Below are 18860 nucleotides of genomic sequence, written 5' to 3' on the forward strand. Positions count from 1 at the left end.
GTGCGTGTAATATTTGTGTGCGTGTAATTTCAGCAACCGCAGCGATCTGCGAGCCCCTCCCCGCAAACGGGGGATTTGGGCGCACGAAACCAGACTGCAGACCAACCCATCAAAGATTTTCAGGCAGCCACGTAACCAGTTGCGGGAAGAAATATACGATCACGACGCTTCCCAGCATAATGAAAATGAATGGCACCACCCCGCGCGCAACCACCCCCAGCGGCGTGCCCGCAATCGCCTGAATGACAAACAGGTTCAGGCCCACCGGCGGTGTGATCAGGGCGAGTTCGATCAGAATGACGAAATAGATACCAAACCAGATGGGATCAATGCCCAGGCCCAATACTGTCGGGAAGAGCACCGGCACCATAATGAGCAGCATCGACAGGCTTTCCAGGAACAGGCCAATAATCAACAGAATCACAGTCACCAGTAGCAAGAAGCCGTCGACTGAAGAGATGTGTACATCAACCAGCTCGGACAACATGGCCGGCACCTGATAGAGCGTTATGGCCTTGCCAAAAATCTTTGCCCCGATAACGATCAGGAACAGCACGATGGTGGTCTTCAGGGTTTGGCTGACTGCCGCCATAAAGCCTTTCAGGGTCAACGTTCGCAGCACAAACGCAGTAAGCAAAAATGATGCGGATGCACCGATGGCGGACGCTTCGGTGGGTGTAAAGGCGCCTGCGTAAATCCCGCCTATGATCAGGACAGCCAAGGCGATTGTGGGTAAAGCGCGGAACGTAGCAGTCATGCGCTCACGGTTCGAGCTGGCTTCCTCGCGTTGATGCATGCCTGTAGCCCAAGCATGTATCACGGTATAAATACCAAAGAGTACCAGGAGCAAAATGCCCGGCCCCACACCTGCCATGAACAACTTGCCTATGCTTTCTTCGGTGATTACCCCGTAAACAATAAGCGGAATGGACGGCGGAATAAGGATACCCAGAGTACCGCCGGCAGCCAGCAGGCCCAGCGTAAAGCTTTTGCTGTAACCCCGCTTGACCATTTCGGGGATGGCGACCGTACCGACGGTTGCTGCAGTCGCCACCGAGCTGCCCGAGATCGCAGAGAATATGCCGCAAGACACCAAGGCCGATAACCCCAGCCCTCCTGGCAAATGGCCGACCCACTTCTGCACCGCCTCGAACAGATCTTTGCCCACCCCCCCTTTGAGCAAGAGGTTGGACATCAGCAGGAACAGCGGTACCGACAGCAAAACAAAATTATCGAGTGCGCCGTGCAGGTTCTGCGCCACCATCGCCAGCGGCAACCCTTTGACGATAAGCAAGGCCGCACCCAGACCAGCCAACGAAAACGCAACCGGTACGCCCAGAAAGAGCAGGGCCAGCAGAGCCAACGCAATATAGAGTAGTGTCACGAATGATTCTCCTGCTGGTTGAGCACGCCGGTGTTGGACTCGTCGGCGTCAAGTTCGCTTTCCGGATCAAAGCTTGGAGGCCCCCGGAATGGCAACCTGATCAGCTCGACCACAGACTGAACTGCCAGCAGCGCAAAACCGAGCACCACCGGCAGTTCTGCTATCCAGTTGGGCAATGCAAGCATGGTGGGCTGCCGGCGCCCAAGGCGCATGGAGTCAGTGACAACGTCCCAGCCTTTTACCGTAGCCATCAGTGAGAACAAGAGAATAATCACCAGCGCCAACGCTTCGCACGCATAGCGCATCCAGGTTGGTGCGATGCTCAGTACGGCTGTAATCCGGATCATTTTTCCGTCTCGCAAGACGAGCGCCATGCCCAGATAGGTAAACCATATCTGCAGCGTTACCGAAATGTCTTGCGTCCATTGCGTGGGCGCGTGAAAGAAATATCGCGCAACGGCTTCGTAAGTAAGTACGGCTGTGACAAAGATGATCATGTAGACACCGATGTCGCCGCACCAGCCTGAAATGCGATCAACCGTGCGCAACAATTTGCTGCGCTCTACGGACGGAACACTGGACATGAAAGCCACCTGTTGTGGTTGCGAGAAAAGCCGGTAAGGCCGCAGCACGAAAAGCATGCGTGCGTTTCGGCTGCGGCCACGGCGTTAGTAAAGCTTGCGAACTTCCTCGACCAGTCGCTTGCCGACGTCTCCGGCTTCCTTGATATAGGCATCGACGGCCGGTGCTGCGGCAGTCTGCCAGGCCTTGACCTGTTCAGGCGTCAGTTGAACGACTTCCATTTTGGTTTCGGACCGGATGAATTCTTCGGACTTGAGGTTGTCGCTCTTGGTGTCTGCCCGAATGGCTTCTTCAGCACTACGTGCAGCTGTGCCTACCCACTCTTTTTCCTGATCCGAGAGCGAATCCCACAGCTTGTCGTTTATGACAATCAGGAATTCGGTTTGCGCATGATTGGTAATGGTGACGTAGTCCATGACCTCGAAAAGCTTGCGCGACTGAATGGCGGTAGTGCCGGTCATGCCGACGTCAACGGTACCGCGCTGATAGGCGATAAATTGCTCGGAGCCGCCGATCTTGACAGGTATGCCTCCCACAGCATTGATGAAGTCGCCTGACGGCTTGCCCAATACGCGTACTTTTTTGCCTTTCATGTCTTCAGGGGACTTGAGCGGAGCACCTTTGGAAAGCAGCTGCACAGGGCCGTAGTCTTGCCACCACAATACACGGGTGCCCGTTTTGCGGATCATTTCATCGATCTCTTTGCGGATCGGGCTGTCACCCGAGGCTGCTTTGGCCAGAACTTCGTAGTTGGGAAACAGGAATGCGACCGAGAACAAGCCAGTAGCCGGCAAAGTACCCGCGTACTCGTCTATAAGCACCAAACCCATGTCGATGGCACCTGCAGCCACCGCCTGCGGCACTTCGCTACCCTTGTACAGCTGAGCGGAATCATAGATTTCGACCTTGATTTGTTTGTCGGAAATCTTTTCCACCTGCTCTTTGAAGTAAACGACGTTCGCACCAACGGGGTGCTTGGTATTCACCTGAAGGCTTACCTTCAGGGTACGTTCGGCCTGTGCTGGCATCGCACCGCACAGCACCAGCGAGGCCAGAGCGGAAAGGCAAAGAGATTTAACGAATCGTTGTGGCATGGCTGTCTCCGTATCATTGATTGGCAAGTGCTCACATCAACCTTGGCACTTTCGGTTGATTGTATACAAAAATACGACAGCGTCAATCAGGGCGTTTGCCTAGGAAGCAGCATGCGCCGCGTAGCCTGATGCCCAGCCGACAAATGCGCCCGCATGACACTTTCCGCCCATACAGGATCCCTTGCGCGGAAAGCATCCACCAGTTCGCGATGATGCGCCATGCTTCGCGCGATCTCGGCCTGGTCGTAGATGTTGAAAGTACGGTATATCAGGGGCGGCGAGATCACCTGCGCGGCCAGGGACTGCAAACGCTCATTGTGGGCTGCCCTGATCACCAGACTGTGGAACTCTTCGTTCAACTGCGTCAGTCGCTGACGTGCCGCACCATCTTCCGCTCCTTGCGCAACCAACTGCTCCATGCACTCACATAAAGCATAAAGGCGCTCTTGCTCGATATCGGTGATATGTTGCGCAGCCAACCGCACACCATGCGACTCCAGCAAAACCCGCAAGCCGAATATCTCGTCCAGATCGTGGCCACTCCAGCTCTGCAGGCGGCTGCCCTGGTTGGGCTTGGTTTCGACCAGGCCTTCCAGCGTGAGACGCCGCAACGCCTCACGCACCGGTGTGCGGCTAACCCCTATCTCACGCGACAGCGTGCTTTCTCTTAGTTGCGCACCGTCGGGCCACTCATTGCGCAGAATGCGGTCCCTTATCCATTCATAAGCCATTTCGGCCGTATGGCCATGACGCCTGGATGCACTCATGACAAACACCCTCCGCTGAAACTACCCTTAGCAATATCCTAATGATTGTATACAATCAATACTTGCCGTGCGATTATAAATCTCTGATCAAGGAGTCTTAAACCGTGAAGAACGCCGCCTCAAAACGCCAACGACTAAGCCACCGCCTGACTCAACCGGGGCTTATTGCCGCACCCGGAATTTTTGATTTGATTTCCGCAAGACTCGCGGATCGCATGGGGTTCGATGCCCTCTACATGACCGGCTATGGCACTGTGGCCTCTTATCTTGGTCTACCCGACGCCGGTCTGGCAACTTTTACCGACATGCTGAATCGTGCAAGTGCCTTCGCACAGGCTACGGAAACGCCAATCATTGCGGACGGCGATACAGGGTACGGCGGCCTGCTCAACGTCGCACACACAGTCCGCGGCTACGAAGCAGCTGGCCTGGCCGGCATTCAGCTTGAAGATCAGGAATTCCCCAAGAAGTGCGGACACACACCGGGGCGACGCGTGGTGGCAATGAGCGAGATGGTACGCAAGATCCAGGTCGCCGTCGAAGCACGTGAACATGATGACTTCCTTATCGTGGCCCGTACTGATGCCCGCACAACGCATGGCCTTGACGAAGCGCTGCGCCGGGCCGAGGCATACGGCAAGGCCGGTGCAGACATTCTGTTCGTGGAGTCGCCCGAAAGCGAAGAAGAAATGGAGCGCATAGCAAGCGCATTCGACAAACCAGTCCTCATCAATAACGTGGAAGGCGGCCGAACTCCCGTATTGTCAAAGTCCAGGCTCGAGCAAATGGGATTCAAGCTGGCCATCTACCCGGCCACCGGTTTTCTGGCGATGGGGAAAGCGCTCGAAGACGTCTACACAGGGCTGCAGCAAGACGACGTCCTGGGGGCTACCCACGACAAGCTCTACGACTTTGGTGCATTCAGCCGCCTGATGGGCTTTCAGGCAGTATGGGATTTCGACAAGGCGCACGCCGAGGACTAATTCCGACAAAAAGAGACCTTTTTCTGCTTCAGGTCAAAACCAGTTACTGCAAACAGGTGCATTATTATCAAATGCCTAAGCAAAAAACCGGAAACACAATGAGCCCAGCCTGTTCTCATGCTCACCACTGGGACCCGCGCGACGAGCGGGTCCTGCAAGACCAGATCACCGCCTACGACAGCATGCGCAAGCAATGCCCCGTCGCCCACAGCGAGTATCTGCATTGGTCAGTATTCACCCACGACCAGACCCTGCGCATACTGAATGACCACGAAACGTTCAGCAACCGGGTCTCCGAGCGTGTTTCTGTTCCCAACGGCATGGATCCACCGGAGCACACCCCCTTCCGCGAGCTCATAGAACCCTATTTCGGCCCTGCCGCCATGGCCCGCTTCGAGCCCGCCTGCAAGGCAATCGCCCGGAATCTGGCCAGTGCCTTGCCCAAAGGGCCAACCGAAATCATGGCTCAGCTGGCACATCCCTATGCGCTTGAGGTGCAGTGCACCTTCATGGGTTGGCCAAGCTCGCTGCACCAGCCCTTGCGCGAATGGATCAGCAAGAACCACGCAGCCACACTTGCACAAGACCGCACCGCCATGGAACGGGTCGCCAGGGAGTTCGACGGCTACATGCTGGCGCTGATCAACGAGCGCCGGCTGGCCGGTACCGACGCCCCCGACGATACGACTACCCGGCTGACGCGCGAACGGGTGAACGGTCGCCCACTAAGCGATGAAGAACTGATCAGCATCCTGCGTAACTGGACGGTTGGCGAACTGGGCACCATTGCGGCCTCGGTGGGCATAGTTGCCCAGTACCTGGCAACCCACCCCGATGTACAGGCACAGCTGCGCAATCAGCCCGAACTCGTCGCGCCCGCCATCGACGAAATCCTGCGCATCCATGCGCCGCTTATTTCCAACCGCCGTGTTGCAACAAAACCGGTCAAACTGGGCGAACATCAGCTGCGGGCCGGCGATCGCATCTCCGTTCTGTGGGCCTCGGCCAATCGCGATGAAGCTGTTTTTGGCGACCCAGACGAATTCCGCCTCGACCGCGACCCTGTATTGAATCTGCTATACGGCGCAGGCGTACATGTCTGCCCGGGGGCGCCATTGGCACGCATGGAACTGAAGCTGGCAGTGCAAGCCCTGCTGGGTTGTACACGGCAGATCAGGCCCAGCCCCGAACACGCTCCTGTACGGGCACGGTATCCCGGCAGCGGATTCACCTCGCTTATACTTGAGGTCCTGTAACTCGCCGGGTCCCGACCCATGAGCCAACGTCGCAGTGCCTATCCTTACGACTATTCCCGTGTGGAAGCCGTCGTGGCAGACTATCTGCCGGTGTGGCGCTCTTTGCATTTTGACGCTGTGGTGGCTATTGCCCGTGGCGGCCTGGCGCCCGGACTGATGGCTTCGGTAGGTCTGAGCCTGCCTTTGCATGCGCTGTTGTATTCACGCCCTGATCGCAAGGTATCCTGGTATACGGCCAACACACCCCGCCGGCCGTCCCGATTATTGCTGGTCGAAGACATTGCAGGCCGCGGAACAACGCTAAGCGATAGCCTGGCATTTTTGCGCGGACAAGGCCATGAAGTCCAGGTCTTCGCGCTGGCTTACGATGCCGATTCGCGCATCAAACCTGATTTCGGGCAGGAAATACAAACCGACATGCGCGCCTGGTTCCCCTGGGAACAAACATCTATTACAGCGGCTTTTGAACGCACAGAAAACCAGCCCGACCAGCCCGAGCATGAATACGCGTCGTGGGCGATAGATCTCGATGGTGTGCTGCTGATGGATCTGCCCGAGCACCTGTACGCACAGGCACTGCACGACACACTGGCCCAGCGTGACCTGCTCACGCCCAGCGACACCCTGCCGGAACTCGACCTGACCGACATCACCATCATTACCGGCCGACCGGAACAGGATCGCGAACGCACGCAGGCCTGGCTGAGCCGCCATGGCTTTCATGGCCCACTGGTCATGCGCAACGAAAGCCTGTACAGCGCCGAACAAACCGCCACACACAAGGCCCAGGCCATATTGGCGCGCTGCCACACCCATTTTCTGGAAAGCGACGCCGCCCAGGCACTCGAAATTGCCAATCAAACCAGAGTTGCCCGTGTGATCTGGTGGAACGGACGACAAGCCCTGCTGGTACACGCAGGCGCAGTCCAGGATCTGCGTCTGGTCTGAGCTTGTGGTATTTATAATTACGATGCATTATTTCGCTACAAAATCCGGAGCCCGGCTCGCCGTGGCCACCCACAGGGCACAAGTCGTGTGCCAAAAACTATTACATTCAGGAGAGCTTTCTTGTCCACCCCCGCAAAAATAACCTGCGTCGAAGACTTCCGGCAATTGGCGGAACGGCGCGTGCCAAGAATGTTCTACGACTATGCCGACTCGGGCTCATGGACTGAAAGTACCTACCGCGCCAATGAATCAGACTTCCAGCGACTGAAGTTTCGCCAAAGAGTCGCCGTCGATCTTTCCAAACGCAGTCTGCGAACGTCCATGATAGGCATCGACGTAGCCATGCCGGTCGCCATTGCCCCCACCGGCCTGACGGGCATGCAGCATGCCGATGGCGAAATTCTGGGCGCCAAGGCGGCCGAGCGCTTCGGCATTCCCTTTACCCTGTCCACCATGAGCGTATGCTCCATCGAGGACATCGCGCAGCACACCAGCCGCCCGTTCTGGTTCCAGCTGTACGTTATGCGCGATCGTGACTTCATGGAACGCCTGATCGACCGCGCCAAAGCGGCCAATTGTTCGGCGCTGGTACTCACGCTTGATCTTCAAGTGCTGGGTCAGCGCCACAAAGACATCAAGAACGGGCTGTCGACCCCACCCAAACCCACGCTGGCCAACCTGATCAACCTGGCCACCAAGCCGCGCTGGTGCATGAACATGCTGGGTACCAAACGGCGCAGTTTCGGCAATATCGTGGGCCACGCCAAAGGCGTCAGCGACCTTTCCTCGCTCTCGTCATGGACGGCCGAACAATTCGACCCTGCCCTGTGCTGGGCCGACATCGAATGGATCAAGAAGCGCTGGGGCGGCAAACTCGTGCTCAAAGGCATCATGGATGCCCAGGATGCCCGTTTTGCCGTCGAGTCGGGCGCCGACGCCCTGATCGTCTCGAACCATGGCGGCCGTCAGCTCGACGGCGCCCCTTCATCCATTTCCGCCCTGCCTGCCATTGCACACAGCGTCGGCAAGGAAATCGAAGTCTGGATGGACGGCGGCATACGCTCCGGGCAAGACGTGCTGCGCGCGGTTGCGCTGGGCGCCAAAGGCACCATGGTTGGCCGGGCCTTTTTGTATTCACTGGGCGCCATGGGTGAAGCCGGCGTATATCGCTGCCTGCAGATGCTGGCCAATGAACTCGACGTCAGCATGGGATTCTGCGGACGCACCGACATCCATGACGTCGATCGCTCAATTTTGCTGAATCCGGAAATTTTCGACTAAAACACCGGCGGCCGTGGTGCCCGCCTCTAGTCCAAAGGACTGATCTGCTCAGGCGTCAGGCGAGGCCGGTCCGGCTCGACCTCACTCAGCGGCTCGACTTCCTTCATGCTTGCCTGGCACCGCGTAGTCAGGCGCTGATATTGCCGGGTGCCATAAGACTTGCGCGCCACGTCGTCGTCGCTCATTTCACGCACAACACGCGCAGGCGAACCCACGACCAGGCTGCGCGCTGGAATCTGCTGCCCTACTTTCACGAAAGACATGGCGGCCACAACGCTGTCCTCGCCGATTACCGCCTGATCCATGACAACAGCGTTCATGCCTACCAGGCAGTTACGGCCTATGGTGCAGCCATGAAGCACGGCTCCATGCCCTATATGGCCGTCGACTTCAACCACGGTATCGTTCTCGAGCACCCCGTGAATAACGCAGGTGTCCTGAACGTTGGAGCCTTCCTTGAGGATGATGCGGCCAAAATCTCCGCGCAAACTTGCGAGCGGACCAATGTAGACCCCTGGCCCGACAATGACATCTCCGATCAGCACGGCGCTTGGATGCACATAGGCAGCGGGGTCCACGACTGGCACCAGACCGTCGATGGCATAAACCTTGAGCATGATTGTCTCCTTAACTTTTAATTCTCGCGGCAATAGTCCAAGACTTTACACCACCGAGCTTGCTACAATTCGCGGTTCATACTTCACGGATTGATAGCCTTATGGGATTTGAACAACTTGCCGCGCTGAAGCGCGAGCTGGTCGCGCAAGCTGAGCAGGAAAAGCGGAAAGCCCGCAAGCCCTCGCAAAACGGTCGTAAAACACCGCGTAAACCAACGCAGGAATCGCCTGTCGACCCGGTTGTCATCACTATTTCCCGCCTGCAGAAACAATTCCCCCAGGCTTTCCCCAAGAAGCCGGCAGCCAAGCTTCCCCTGAAGCTGGGCATACACAAAGACTTGTATGAACAGGCCGAAACCCTGAAGCTCACCAATGCCGAGATCAAGGAAGCCGTCAAGACCTGGTGCCAGGGCAGCCGCTACTGGGCCTGCATGACCGAAGGTGCTGCCCGATTGGATCTGAATGGCGAACCGGCCGGCGAAGTGACTGCTGCCGATGCCCAGCACGCTAAACAACTGGCCAACCGGCGCCGCGCCCATGCCATCCGGTCACGCAAGCAAGAGGCTGACAAAGCGAACACCGGTGAAGCTGCTGCCGACGAAACATCAACAGCGGCAGCATCGCCCGATTCAGCACCTGCAACGCCTGAATCACCCGCCGCACCCGACTCTGCAGATCAGGCAGCAAATACGCCGTAAAGCGAAGCCATCAGCAAGATCGCCATAATGATATTGAATCGTTGCACTGACTCCGGCCGGTGCAACAGGCGACGCACACCGCTGCCAAACAGTGTCCAGGCGCTGATGCTTGGGAAATTGACAAGCGACACCACCAGTGCGCCCAGCAGCAGGTTCCAATAGAAGTTTTCTTGCGGCATATAGGCCGCCACGATCCCGACAGCCATGATCCACGCTTTGGGGTTGACCCACTGGAAGGCTGCCGCCTGCATGAAGGTAAAAGGCTTGCCGCGTGCCTGACCGCTGTCTATTGCGCCGGCCCGCGCAATGCACCAGGCCAGATACAGCAGATACAAGGCGCCAACATACTTGAGCGCCGTATAAAACATGGGAAAGGTCTCGAATACCGTGCCAAGTCCCGCACCGACCAGCAGCAACATGATCACCACACCTATCGTGATGCCCAGCATATGTGGCAGCGAACGGCGATAGCCAAACGTGGATCCCGACGCCGTCAGCATTACATTATTTGGACCGGGAGTAATGGAATTCACAAAAGTGAAGACGGCCAGGGACAGCAGCAAACTGGGGGTCATAAGAAGTCTTTTTACAGGTTAACGCCAGACAAGTCTGAATCCTAACGCACCAAACCAGTACAGTACCTATACAATAGCCCGGTTCACCATCAAAACTGGCCTGGTCACTTCACCATGACACTTCCTCAAAAACTTTCCACCTCCTGGCAGCCCATCAGGGCGTCCAGCATTTCACTGGTGGATCAACTGGTCGATCATCTTGGCACCCGCATCCGCAACCACGGCCTGCGCGCCGGGACACGGCTGCCATCGGTCAGGAGCATGGCCGACGAGTCCGGCCTGAGCCGTTTTACCGTGGTGCAGGCCTATGATCGATTAGTGGCGCAGGGCATCATACAGTCCAGGCGTGGTTCGGGCTTTTACGTCTCGCCGCCGGCGCCCAGCACCATACCCTCATCGGCCACCCGCCCCGGCCTGGAGCCAGACGCGGCTTTCGACACGGTATTTTTGCTGCGCAGCATGTTCCGTGAAGATGCATTGCCGAATTTTTCCGGCAGCGCCGGGCTTTTGCCGGCCTCATGGATGGATCACGAGATGGTGGCGACAGCCATACGTTCTGTAGGGCGCAGCATAAGCCGCAGCCTGGTCAGCTACGGTGTTCCCAAAGGCCTGAAAGCCCTGCGCCAGCAAATTTCCCTGACACTGCATGCCCAGGACGTGCCGGCCCACCCCGACCTGCACCTGATGACTGTCGCCGGCGTCACTCATGGGCTGGACCTGATCTCGCGCACATTCATCAAGCCGGGCGATACGGTGCTGGTCGAAGATCCGGGCTGGTTCCTGGTCTTTGGCCGCCTGGCTGCATTGGGCGCAAAAGTGATAGGCGTGCCCCGGCTGGCCGACGGACCGGATACACAGTCATTGGCTGCATTGGCCGAACAGCACCGGCCCAAGCTGTTCATAACCAATACCGCGGTGCATAATCCCACGGGCCATACCCTGTCTGCAGGGGTCGCTTACGAAATTCTGCGCATAGCCGAGCGCTTCAATTTTCTATTGGTGGAAGACGACACCTACGCTGACTTCCACCCAGGCGCACCGGTACGCCTGGCCGCCCTGGACCGTCTTAACCGGGTACTGCTGGTTGGCGGCTACTCCAAGACACTGGCGGCCAGCCTGCGGGTCGGCTATGTGGCCGGCGCACCCGCGCTGATCGATCGTCTTGTCGACACCAAGCTGCTGGGCGCACTGACCACGCCGGAACTGGGCGAGCATGTACTGCACCGCATACTTGCAGAAGGCCATTATCGACGTCATGTAGAACGCCTGCGCACACGCGTGGACCATGCCCGGGATCAATGCATCAAGATGCTGTTGCAGGCCGGCTGCGCTATCCCTCATGAACCCCACGCGGGCATGTTCGTATGGGCCGACTGCGGCATGGATACCGAGATGCTGGCCCGCAGGGCTGCGGCAGCCGGAGTGCTGTTTGCACCCGGCGTACTGTTCTCGCCCGTGCAGGCGCCCTCTTCCCGATTCCGGCTGGCCGTTTCCATGGTCGATGATTCCAAGGGATGGCAGACCCTGGAAGCTTTACTGAAGCAGGCAAACCACAGCATGTAGCCCGCACTTGTCGCCGGCACTGCCGCTGTCAGGCGACCTCAGGAACAGACTGCGCGTCGTACAAGGTATGGTTTACATCGCGCAGCTGCTGCCCCAGATACAGCGCGATTGCTCGCATGCCATACAAGCCGGCAGCAGCCTCGGCATCGCTGTTGTAATTGGTATTGGTGTTAACGTCGTAGGTGTAGATTTCACCGTTTTCATCAACAATGAATTCTATGCCGGCAATGCCGACTCAAAGACAACCGGCCCGGGACGGCTTACCCAGGTTGGGACCCAGCATAAGCAAAATCCATATAATTCAAAAAAACAACATAAATTTATATATAACTATACGAAATTAGCAGGATTCAGCCAGCGCAGCGCCAGTTGCACCCAGTAGCTGGCGCCTATGGGAATGAGCTCGTCATTGAAATCGTAGCTGGCGTTATGCAAGGTACAAGGCCCTTCGCCATGTCCTGGCAGGCGGTGATCGCCCTGCCCGTTACCTATCCACAGATAGCAGCCGGGCCGCTCTTTCAGCATCAGCGCAAAATCCTCGCCCGTCATGGCAGGCTGGACCGCATCATTAACATTATCGGGGCCGACCAGATCCTTAAGGACTTGTACGCTGAAGGCAGTTTCTTTCGGGTGATTGACAGTGGGCGGATACTTTCGGTCAAAGACAAACTCCGCAGTACAGCCATAGCCTGTACTGACGCTATGCACCAGTTCGCGTATCCGTTGTTCGATGAGGTCCAGTGTTTCTTCGGTAAAGGTACGCACTGTACCGCGCAACTCGGCCGTATCTGGAATGACGTTATCGGCGGATCCTGCATGAATCTGCGTGATGCTCAGCACAGCCGGATCGTAGGGGTTGCGATTGCGGGTGACGATGCTTTGCAGTGCTTGCGTCAGGTTGGCGGCCGCCATAATGGGGTCAACCCCAAGGTGCGGCATGGCGGCATGAGCGCCTTTGCCGGTTATGCGTACCGTGAAATAGTTACTGGACGCCATGATGGGCCCGACGCAAACACCGAACTTGCCTGCAGGCAGGCCAGGCCAGTTATGCATGCCGAACACGGCATCCATGGGGAAGCGCGTAAACAAGCCATCTTCAATCATGCGGCGAGCGCCCACCTGCCCCTCTTCGGCCGGCTGAAAAATCATATAGGCCACACCATCAAAATCACGGTGATGAGCCAGATAGCGCGCCGCGGCCAGCAACATCGCCGTATGGCCGTCATGGCCGCAAGCATGCATCTTTCCGGGGTAAGTGCTGGTGTGCTCAAAGGTATTGAGCTCTTGCATCGGCAATGCATCCATATCGGCGCGCAAGCCTATCGACCGGCCATTGTCGGACTTGCCGCGTATGACCCCCACCACACCGGTTACGCCCAGCCCCCGGTGGACCTCAACCCCCCATGACTCAAGCTGCTGCGCCACGATATCCGATGTTCTGTTCTCTTGATAGGCCAGCTCGGGATGCGCGTGCAAATCACGCCTGATGGCGGCCATTTCATCCTGCCAGCCCAAAATCGGTTCAACCAGCTTCATATTTGCACCCCGCCATATTAAGACCAGCCCAGTGTACTGCGTGCGACAGGGTGCAGGTTGCGTGCTATTCGTCAACCAGGCCGCGATCCTGAAGCAGCTGCAGGCAATCGGGGCCTTCATCTTCGTCGCTGTCGAAAATATCAACGCCATCCAGCATATAGGCACGCAATAGCGCATCGATGGCGCGATCGTCATTCAAGCGCAGCAGCGTCTTGCCCAACATATAGTGAATGAACGGATTGCCTTGCCCATCGGGGCAATTCAGCGCCGTGTACAAGGCATCCTTGGCCATTTCGTAGCTGGCGGACTGGTAATAGGCATCGCCCAATGAGGCGTACAGCCAGGTCGCCGCTTCCCAGTCCAACTGAGGTTCGGGCAGCAAAACCAGGGCCTGGCGCCAATTTTCTATGGCGCCCTCGAAGTCCTCATCATCAATGCATTCATTGCCCGCTTCCGACAGATTTTCTATCTGCTCATAGATGTCGTCGGGAAGTTCTGTAGGTTCCATGTTTGTCCTATTTGTTCGGCTTTTGGTTTTTAACCCTGTCAAGGTAGAAGGCCAGGTATTTGGGTTCCTCGCCCTGAAAGGGGCGAGTCTTGTATGCCTTGAACAGTCGCTGAAACAACTCGAAAGCCTGGTCCAGCTCGCCGGCCTCGTAGTGAACGGTGGCCGCGATGAACTCAATATACGGATCAGGCTCGGGGCCGTAGGCCTGGCGAGCCAGCGGCAACCATTCGGCCGCCTTGCCGGGCTGGCCGATATCACGATAGAACTTGACCAGGTCGGCCGTCAGCGACTGCGCGTGATCATAAGACAGCTTGGGATCAGGTATGCAGTTCCAGCAAGCCAGCACATATTTTTCGGCCTGGTCAAAGTCGCCGGCTTCCTGGGCCTGCCGGCCCAGCGCCCCATACTCGTAAAGTTTTTCTTCAGCCCCGGAAGGCAACGGTAGAACGTCAGACATGCAATTTTCCTGGCCGCCTAGAAAAATGGCGGCAAATAGGTTTCCGTCAGTTTAGCGCCCGCCGAGCGGTTCAGGCTGAAGTGATCGAGTACGTAATTGTCTGACTTCAGCATCCAGTCCCTGACCGTGCGGGATTTGGGGCCGGTAAACCGCCCGGTACTGTTCCACCAGGACACGGCATCGGTTTTATGCGCCATATCGGCATCTTTCAAGGGATACCATTTATCGTTCGATGCCTTGAACTCAACATCGCCATTGGGCTTGTTCCGCAAAGTTTTGTCATCGCGCATACGCTGCTGGACTTCTTTTCCCGTGCGCGAGTTTTTCCCGGGCGTGCGGCCCATGTACTGATTACGCAGACTCTTGGGCTTGGCCGGCGCTGTCTTGGCTTGTTTTCCAGTTCTGGCGGCCTTGCCCGCATTGCCGGCGCCGCCAGAGCCGCCACGGCCTGAACCACCCGCACCGCCCTTGCCTTTCCCTGCGGCACCCCCGCCGCCACCCGCACCCAGCAAAAGCACCTTGATCTGGCTAGGCACCACGCGCATGCCCAAGGCATTACACCGGTTTTGTACTGCCAGGCTGGTCAGACGCGTGGCTGGAATGCACTTGAACAATACATTCGGCACACACGTAATGTGACGCGACGGCCCCATGACCGATGGAGAGATCAGCCCCAGCGCCAGGCCGGGGTTGTCGCCATTGGTCATCGGTATGGTGGTCAGCAGGTTGTGCGCCGGCATGCCCATCAACAGAATATTCCAGGCGTTCGGAATGCCCATGGGGCCCAGGGCAAGATTGGGATAGGGTATGGGCAACAATGCCGGCGGCGTCTTGCAGATATCCGGAAATGCCAGGTCCAGCCCCATCAACTGACAGTTTGCAAACATGCGTATGGATTCCTTTCAGTGTCCGGCGCGCGGTGCCGTCGGGCGCCCGGCGGACCACTGCTCCGCCTCGAATAAAAGCGGATCGTTCTCCAGCAGGCCTGTCCTGTCACCCCAGCGGGTATCCGCCGTCAGGGCACGATGGAACTGCGTGCGCATGAAGCGACTGCCCCGAAAATCAGCCCGCGAAACATCCGCATAGGAAAAATCAGTGTATTCAAGCTGCGCATTCATGAACGACGTCCCCGCACAGCGCGTGCGATGCATGATGGCCTGCGTCAGATCGGCGCCGCTCAGGTCTGCCCCGTCAAGGCAGGCATCGGCCCACAAGCTTTGCGTGAACTGGCCTGCCTGGCACTGGGCCTGCTGCAGGTCGGCATGCACGAACATGGCCCGCGACGCGCGCACATGGCTCAGCCTGGCGCCACGCATGAACGCGCCTTTGAAATTGGTTTGCTCCAGCAAGGCATCCTGGAAATCACAGCCCTCGAGCCGGCACTCGGTCAACTGGCAGCGCTGCAGCGTCTGGCCATGCAGATCCTGGCCAGACAAATCGATCTGCACGCACACCACGCCATCCCAGTACGCCTGGTCCAGCGCGATTTGGGTCATGTCACCGTACATATAAAGCGACTGCTCCTGCCGGGTCCCGCTCATGTCCGCCCTGCCCCACACGCAGTCTGTAAAGCTGGTCTGCTTCAACTGCGCACCGGCCAGGCAAATTCCCGACATGTCCGTGTTCACGAAATTGACCGACACCAGGCGCACCTGGCTCATGTCCACGTCTGTCGCCTGGCTTTCAGACCAGTTCATCTCTTGAACACTCGCCACCCGCATACTGGCGCCACTGGCATCGCAGCCGTGAAAGACGCATTGATCCAGTTGCGAGCCATCCCAGATCGTCCCCTGCAGCTGGCACCGTATAAATTGACTGTCCCGCAAATCCAGACCACCCAGGTTTACGCCGCGCAAATCACAGCGCATGAAAATCGCACCGGCGTAATCTCCTGGTGTCAGAACCAGCTGGCGCAAATCCAGGTCAGTCAGGGGTTCGCCACCCTTGATGCGCGCACGCAAAAGATCGGGTGTCATGCGCCACCCCCGGCTTGCTGCGCCTTGGGCAAGGTTTTGGCGAACTTGACGTAAGCACCTGCGGTCCGGGTACTGGATTCGATCAGCGACTGAGAAACATCGGCCCTGAACAGATTGGCGCCTCGTAAGTCGGCAAATCGAAAATCACTCTTTTGCATCAAGGCATCGATCAGGTCAGCTTCACGCAAGTCAGCCCCCGCCATATCGGTTTCCATGAATAATGTGCCGCGCGCGTCGGACCGCACAAAGCTTGCATCGCGCAGGCTGGCCTGGGAAAAATCACAGTTTTTGAGCCGCGCACCGTCAAAATCCGTCTTGTCCAGAACCAGACTGCGCAAGCTGCACTCATCCAGCAAGGCATCGCGGAACACCGCAGCCACCATGTCCATCTCGACTACGCAACAAGTTTTCAAACGGCTTTGCACATAACGCGGCGGGCTTGAAAAAACGCCCTGAACCCAGGCACACGCCGTCAGGCTCGCGCCGCTGTAATCCATTGCCTCCAGCCCGCACTCGACCCAGGCCACGCGGTTCAGCACCGCCCCGTCAAAGCTCAGGCGCTCAAACCGGGACTGCTGCCAGAAGGTCACGTTGTCAAAGTGTGCCTGTTCAAAAGCGCAGTCCTCCATCTCGATGGCGGACGGCACGCAATCCTTGAACACGGCCCGCGTAAAACGGGATTGAGAGACCTCGGTGCGGTCAAGTATGGTGGCGTTGAAGCTGGCATCGTCAAAGGCACTTGCATGAATCAGGGCTTCACCCAGATTGGCCTGATCCAGAACGGCACCGCAGCAGTCCGTTTCATGGAACTGCGCACGGGTCAGCACAGCACGCGTCAGATCAGCACCATTGAGCTTCACCCGGCTCAGATTCGCACGCTCCATCCAGGTGCCATGACATCTGGCCTGCGACAAGTCCAGGTCAGACAGATCGACTCCGGTCAGGTCCAGCCCCGACAGGTCGCGGCTGCCTTGCATCAGCGTCACGACCCTGCGTCGCATGCGCACACTGCGCCCACCCAGGGCAGGCTCGGCAGGCGATTGATGATGCGCCGCAGACAGATAAAGCTTGCCCAACTTCGCCTGCGCATTGTCCTGCATGGCTTGAAATTCCTCGATGCTCATGCCTGCAGTACCTTTTGCTTCCGCCTCGCGCGCCATATTGCGCAAGTTCATCATGCCTTCATCACGATTCAGGCGGGGCGGCCCTCCCGGTGTCGACGCAACGCCGCCACCCGCGGTATCCATGGCTTGCTTTGCCTGAGGCATACTCTGGAATGCCTCTTTGTGCCGCGCTTCGGACGCACGCTTTTTCCTGAGCATATCGACCTTCATGAGACGCGTCTTGCGCCGCATGCTGCGTGCATAGTCGGGCAGGTCGTCCAGGGACCCCAGCGGTTCGAACTGCTCATCATCCAGCTGATAATCAGCCGGATTCTGCCCTGCTTGCCGGACACGCTCCAGCATGTCTTGCTTGAGTGTCGCGGCGCGCTGGCGCTGGTTCACCATTTGAGGCCTGCCCATCACCCCGCTGCCGGCCTGCTGAAACTCACGGTTATCCAGCATCTGCTCCGGCAGCAGATCCTTGTCACGGAATGCGTGCAAGGCACCCGAATCGCGCGGCAGGCGCTGTTTCAGGACTTGCCGATAGTGTTCCTGGCTGCGGGCGTGCGCATCGAGCGACTCCAGCGCGGGCATGATGCTCGCAATTTCAGAGCCGTCTTCCGTCGTCAACGGCAGCGCACCATGAAAAATCAACAGCATCCGCTCGCGGTCGGGGAAGAACCAGGCCGTGGTATGGCGCATGCCGATTTCCTCGAGATCGTCTGCGCCGTGACGCTGAACAAAACACCGGGCGCGCACAGCCGGCAGCCGGCCTTGCAGGCAGGCATGCTCGGGATGCATATTCCAGATTTCATATTCGGCTGCGGCAGTCAGCTCGGTTTGTCTGGCAAACCACTGATCCTCAGAGGCCGCATTGAAAAAATGCGGATCCAGCGTATCGGGCAAACCCGGAAAGCCATCAGTCAGCCAACCCTCGTCGTAGCCTCCAGCCCGCTTGAAACGGCGAGGTCTGGCCGGAGAAACCGGCCCCAGCGACACAGGCACGCCAGCCTGCCCCTCGCGGCTCAGACGCTGACCGAGCGCCTCGACGTTGGGCACACGCCAGACGCCGTCGGCGTCGCGTGCCGCCCCCATGCCGCATTCATTCTCGGCAAACCCGGCGCCGCCATAGGTATGGCGCCAGTTAACCGGCACACCCTGCACAGCTGCGGCCTGGCTCATGCCGCCCTGGGCCCAATGCCTGTCGCCATGGACGATCAGGCTTTTCTCCAGATGATCGACCCGTGCGCTGACCGCCACACGCCCCGGTTCGCCCGTGTCATGCGACCAGGCCCTGCCCGACACCAGGAACTCTGCGCAAGGCTTGGGGATGCTCAGGTCCAGCACCTCGTCCTCGTCCAGTTCCTCGCCCGAAATCTTCCATAGATCGGCCTCTGCCACCAGGCCGGGCGCGGTATCGAGCGTGGTCATGGCCAATACCGCCACGCCCAGCTGATGTTGCCTGCGGTACTGATAGGGGCGGCTCAGGATGCCCAGTCTTAACGGCTTGATGATACGCATACTCTGCAATA

Annotated in this window: 18 protein-coding genes; 6 read left to right on the forward strand and 12 right to left on the reverse strand. The window is 58.1% G+C overall.

What is annotated here, in order from left to right:
* Positions 1-109 precede the first annotated feature (109 nt).
* The 4 genes from LKR43_RS09190 to LKR43_RS09205 form a co-directional block, all read right to left on the reverse strand.
* On the reverse strand, positions 110-1384 hold the full coding sequence (locus LKR43_RS09190; protein ID WP_227683756.1) for a TRAP transporter large permease: 1275 nt from the start codon (positions 1382-1384) through the stop codon (positions 110-112).
* On the reverse strand, positions 1381-1968 hold the full coding sequence (locus tag LKR43_RS09195) for a TRAP transporter small permease (protein WP_227683757.1): 588 nt from the start codon (positions 1966-1968) through the stop codon (positions 1381-1383). The genes LKR43_RS09190 and LKR43_RS09195 overlap by 4 nt, the downstream gene beginning before the upstream one ends.
* An 84-nt stretch (positions 1969-2052) precedes the next feature.
* Complete coding sequence (gene dctP, locus LKR43_RS09200; RefSeq protein ID WP_227683758.1) at positions 2053-3060, reverse strand: TRAP transporter substrate-binding protein DctP; 1008 nt, start codon at positions 3058-3060, stop codon at positions 2053-2055.
* An 86-nt stretch (positions 3061-3146) separates the two neighbouring features.
* Positions 3147-3827: a GntR family transcriptional regulator gene (locus LKR43_RS09205; RefSeq protein WP_227683759.1), complete on the reverse strand. Its 681-nt coding sequence runs from the start codon at positions 3825-3827 to the stop codon at positions 3147-3149.
* A 104-nt stretch (positions 3828-3931) separates the two neighbouring features.
* Here LKR43_RS09205 and LKR43_RS09210 point away from each other — a divergent pair, with 104 nt between their 5' ends.
* From LKR43_RS09210 to LKR43_RS09225, 4 genes are all read left to right on the forward strand, one after another.
* Positions 3932-4810 carry an isocitrate lyase/PEP mutase family protein gene (locus tag LKR43_RS09210; protein WP_227683760.1) on the forward strand — a complete coding sequence of 293 codons (879 nt, stop codon included), beginning with the start codon at positions 3932-3934 and terminating at the stop codon, positions 4808-4810.
* 98 nt (positions 4811-4908) lie between these two features.
* Entirely contained in the window at positions 4909-6066 is a 1158-nt protein-coding gene (locus tag LKR43_RS09215) for a cytochrome P450 (RefSeq protein ID WP_227683761.1), read from the forward strand.
* Between the two features lie 18 nt (positions 6067-6084).
* Positions 6085-7014: a phosphoribosyltransferase gene (locus tag LKR43_RS09220; protein ID WP_227683762.1), complete on the forward strand. Its 930-nt coding sequence runs from the start codon at positions 6085-6087 to the stop codon at positions 7012-7014.
* Positions 7015-7134: 120 nt separating this feature from the next.
* Positions 7135-8295, forward strand: coding sequence for an alpha-hydroxy acid oxidase (locus LKR43_RS09225; protein ID WP_227683763.1), 1161 nt, complete (start codon positions 7135-7137; stop codon positions 8293-8295).
* Positions 8296-8321: 26 nt separating this feature from the next.
* Here the strand turns inward: LKR43_RS09225 and LKR43_RS09230 are convergent, their stop codons facing one another.
* Complete coding sequence (locus LKR43_RS09230; protein ID WP_227683764.1) at positions 8322-8912, reverse strand: phenylacetic acid degradation protein PaaY; 591 nt, start codon at positions 8910-8912, stop codon at positions 8322-8324.
* 101 nt (positions 8913-9013) lie between these two features.
* Here LKR43_RS09230 and LKR43_RS09235 point away from each other — a divergent pair, with 101 nt between their 5' ends.
* On the forward strand, positions 9014-9610 hold the full coding sequence (locus LKR43_RS09235) for a ProQ/FinO family protein (protein WP_227683765.1): 597 nt from the start codon (positions 9014-9016) through the stop codon (positions 9608-9610).
* Here the strand turns inward: LKR43_RS09235 and LKR43_RS09240 are convergent.
* Positions 9589-10185, reverse strand: coding sequence for a LysE family translocator (locus LKR43_RS09240; RefSeq protein ID WP_227683766.1), 597 nt, complete (start codon positions 10183-10185; stop codon positions 9589-9591). The two genes, LKR43_RS09235 and LKR43_RS09240, sit on opposite strands and share 22 nt — an antisense overlap.
* A 114-nt stretch (positions 10186-10299) precedes the next feature.
* Between LKR43_RS09240 and LKR43_RS09245 the strand changes: the two genes are divergently transcribed.
* The gene (locus LKR43_RS09245; RefSeq protein WP_227683767.1) at positions 10300-11748 is read left to right on the forward strand and encodes a PLP-dependent aminotransferase family protein; all 1449 of its coding nucleotides are present in this window, start codon (positions 10300-10302) and stop codon (positions 11746-11748) included.
* A gap of 330 nt (positions 11749-12078) precedes the next feature.
* On the opposite strand, the gene LKR43_RS09250 is transcribed toward LKR43_RS09245, so the two are convergent.
* The 6 genes from LKR43_RS09250 to LKR43_RS09275 all read right to left on the reverse strand — a co-directional run bounded on the left by LKR43_RS09250 (position 12079) and on the right by LKR43_RS09275 (position 18849).
* Positions 12079-13284, reverse strand: coding sequence for a M20 aminoacylase family protein (locus LKR43_RS09250; protein ID WP_227683768.1), 1206 nt, complete (start codon positions 13282-13284; stop codon positions 12079-12081).
* A gap of 64 nt (positions 13285-13348) precedes the next feature.
* Positions 13349-13792, reverse strand: a complete 444-nt coding sequence (locus LKR43_RS09255) for a hypothetical protein (protein ID WP_227683769.1) — start codon at positions 13790-13792, stop codon at positions 13349-13351.
* Positions 13793-13799: 7 nt separating this feature from the next.
* Positions 13800-14249, reverse strand: coding sequence for a hypothetical protein (locus LKR43_RS09260; RefSeq protein ID WP_227683770.1), 450 nt, complete (start codon positions 14247-14249; stop codon positions 13800-13802).
* A gap of 17 nt (positions 14250-14266) precedes the next feature.
* Positions 14267-15136, reverse strand: coding sequence for a PAAR-like domain-containing protein (locus LKR43_RS09265; RefSeq protein ID WP_227683771.1), 870 nt, complete (start codon positions 15134-15136; stop codon positions 14267-14269).
* A gap of 15 nt (positions 15137-15151) precedes the next feature.
* Positions 15152-16225 carry a pentapeptide repeat-containing protein gene (locus LKR43_RS09270; RefSeq protein WP_227683772.1) on the reverse strand — a complete coding sequence of 358 codons (1074 nt, stop codon included), beginning with the start codon at positions 16223-16225 and terminating at the stop codon, positions 15152-15154.
* Complete coding sequence (locus LKR43_RS09275) at positions 16222-18849, reverse strand: DUF2169 domain-containing protein (RefSeq protein ID WP_227683773.1); 2628 nt, start codon at positions 18847-18849, stop codon at positions 16222-16224. Before LKR43_RS09275 ends, LKR43_RS09270 begins: the two co-directional genes overlap by 4 nt.
* Positions 18850-18860: the final 11 nt, after the last annotated feature.

The organism is Pusillimonas sp. MFBS29, assembly GCF_020687695.1.
GTDB lineage: Bacteria > Pseudomonadota > Gammaproteobacteria > Burkholderiales > Burkholderiaceae_B > Pusillimonas_C.

Excerpts from the sequence above, each read along its gene's own strand:
- LKR43_RS09195 (WP_227683757.1), bottom strand. The coding sequence starts at position 1,968 with ATGTCCAGTGTTCCGTCCGTAGAGCGCAGCAAATTGTTGCGCACGGTT.
- dctP (WP_227683758.1), bottom strand. The coding sequence starts at position 3,060 with ATGCCACAACGATTCGTTAAATCTCTTTGCCTTTCCGCTCTGGCCTCG.
- LKR43_RS09205 (WP_227683759.1), bottom strand. The coding sequence starts at position 3,827 with ATGAGTGCATCCAGGCGTCATGGCCATACGGCCGAAATGGCTTATGAA.
- LKR43_RS09215 (WP_227683761.1), top strand. The coding sequence starts at position 4,909 with ATGAGCCCAGCCTGTTCTCATGCTCACCACTGGGACCCGCGCGACGAG.
- LKR43_RS09220 (WP_227683762.1), top strand. The coding sequence starts at position 6,085 with ATGAGCCAACGTCGCAGTGCCTATCCTTACGACTATTCCCGTGTGGAA.
- LKR43_RS09230 (WP_227683764.1), bottom strand. The coding sequence starts at position 8,912 with ATGCTCAAGGTTTATGCCATCGACGGTCTGGTGCCAGTCGTGGACCCC.
- LKR43_RS09235 (WP_227683765.1), top strand. The coding sequence starts at position 9,014 with ATGGGATTTGAACAACTTGCCGCGCTGAAGCGCGAGCTGGTCGCGCAA.
- LKR43_RS09240 (WP_227683766.1), bottom strand. The coding sequence starts at position 10,185 with ATGACCCCCAGTTTGCTGCTGTCCCTGGCCGTCTTCACTTTTGTGAAT.
- LKR43_RS09245 (WP_227683767.1), top strand. The coding sequence starts at position 10,300 with ATGACACTTCCTCAAAAACTTTCCACCTCCTGGCAGCCCATCAGGGCG.
- LKR43_RS09250 (WP_227683768.1), bottom strand. The coding sequence starts at position 13,284 with ATGAAGCTGGTTGAACCGATTTTGGGCTGGCAGGATGAAATGGCCGCC.
- LKR43_RS09255 (WP_227683769.1), bottom strand. The coding sequence starts at position 13,792 with ATGGAACCTACAGAACTTCCCGACGACATCTATGAGCAGATAGAAAAT.
- LKR43_RS09260 (WP_227683770.1), bottom strand. The coding sequence starts at position 14,249 with ATGTCTGACGTTCTACCGTTGCCTTCCGGGGCTGAAGAAAAACTTTAC.
- LKR43_RS09265 (WP_227683771.1), bottom strand. The coding sequence starts at position 15,136 with ATGTTTGCAAACTGTCAGTTGATGGGGCTGGACCTGGCATTTCCGGAT.
- LKR43_RS09270 (WP_227683772.1), bottom strand. The coding sequence starts at position 16,225 with ATGACACCCGATCTTTTGCGTGCGCGCATCAAGGGTGGCGAACCCCTG.
- LKR43_RS09275 (WP_227683773.1), bottom strand. The coding sequence starts at position 18,849 with ATGCGTATCATCAAGCCGTTAAGACTGGGCATCCTGAGCCGCCCCTAT.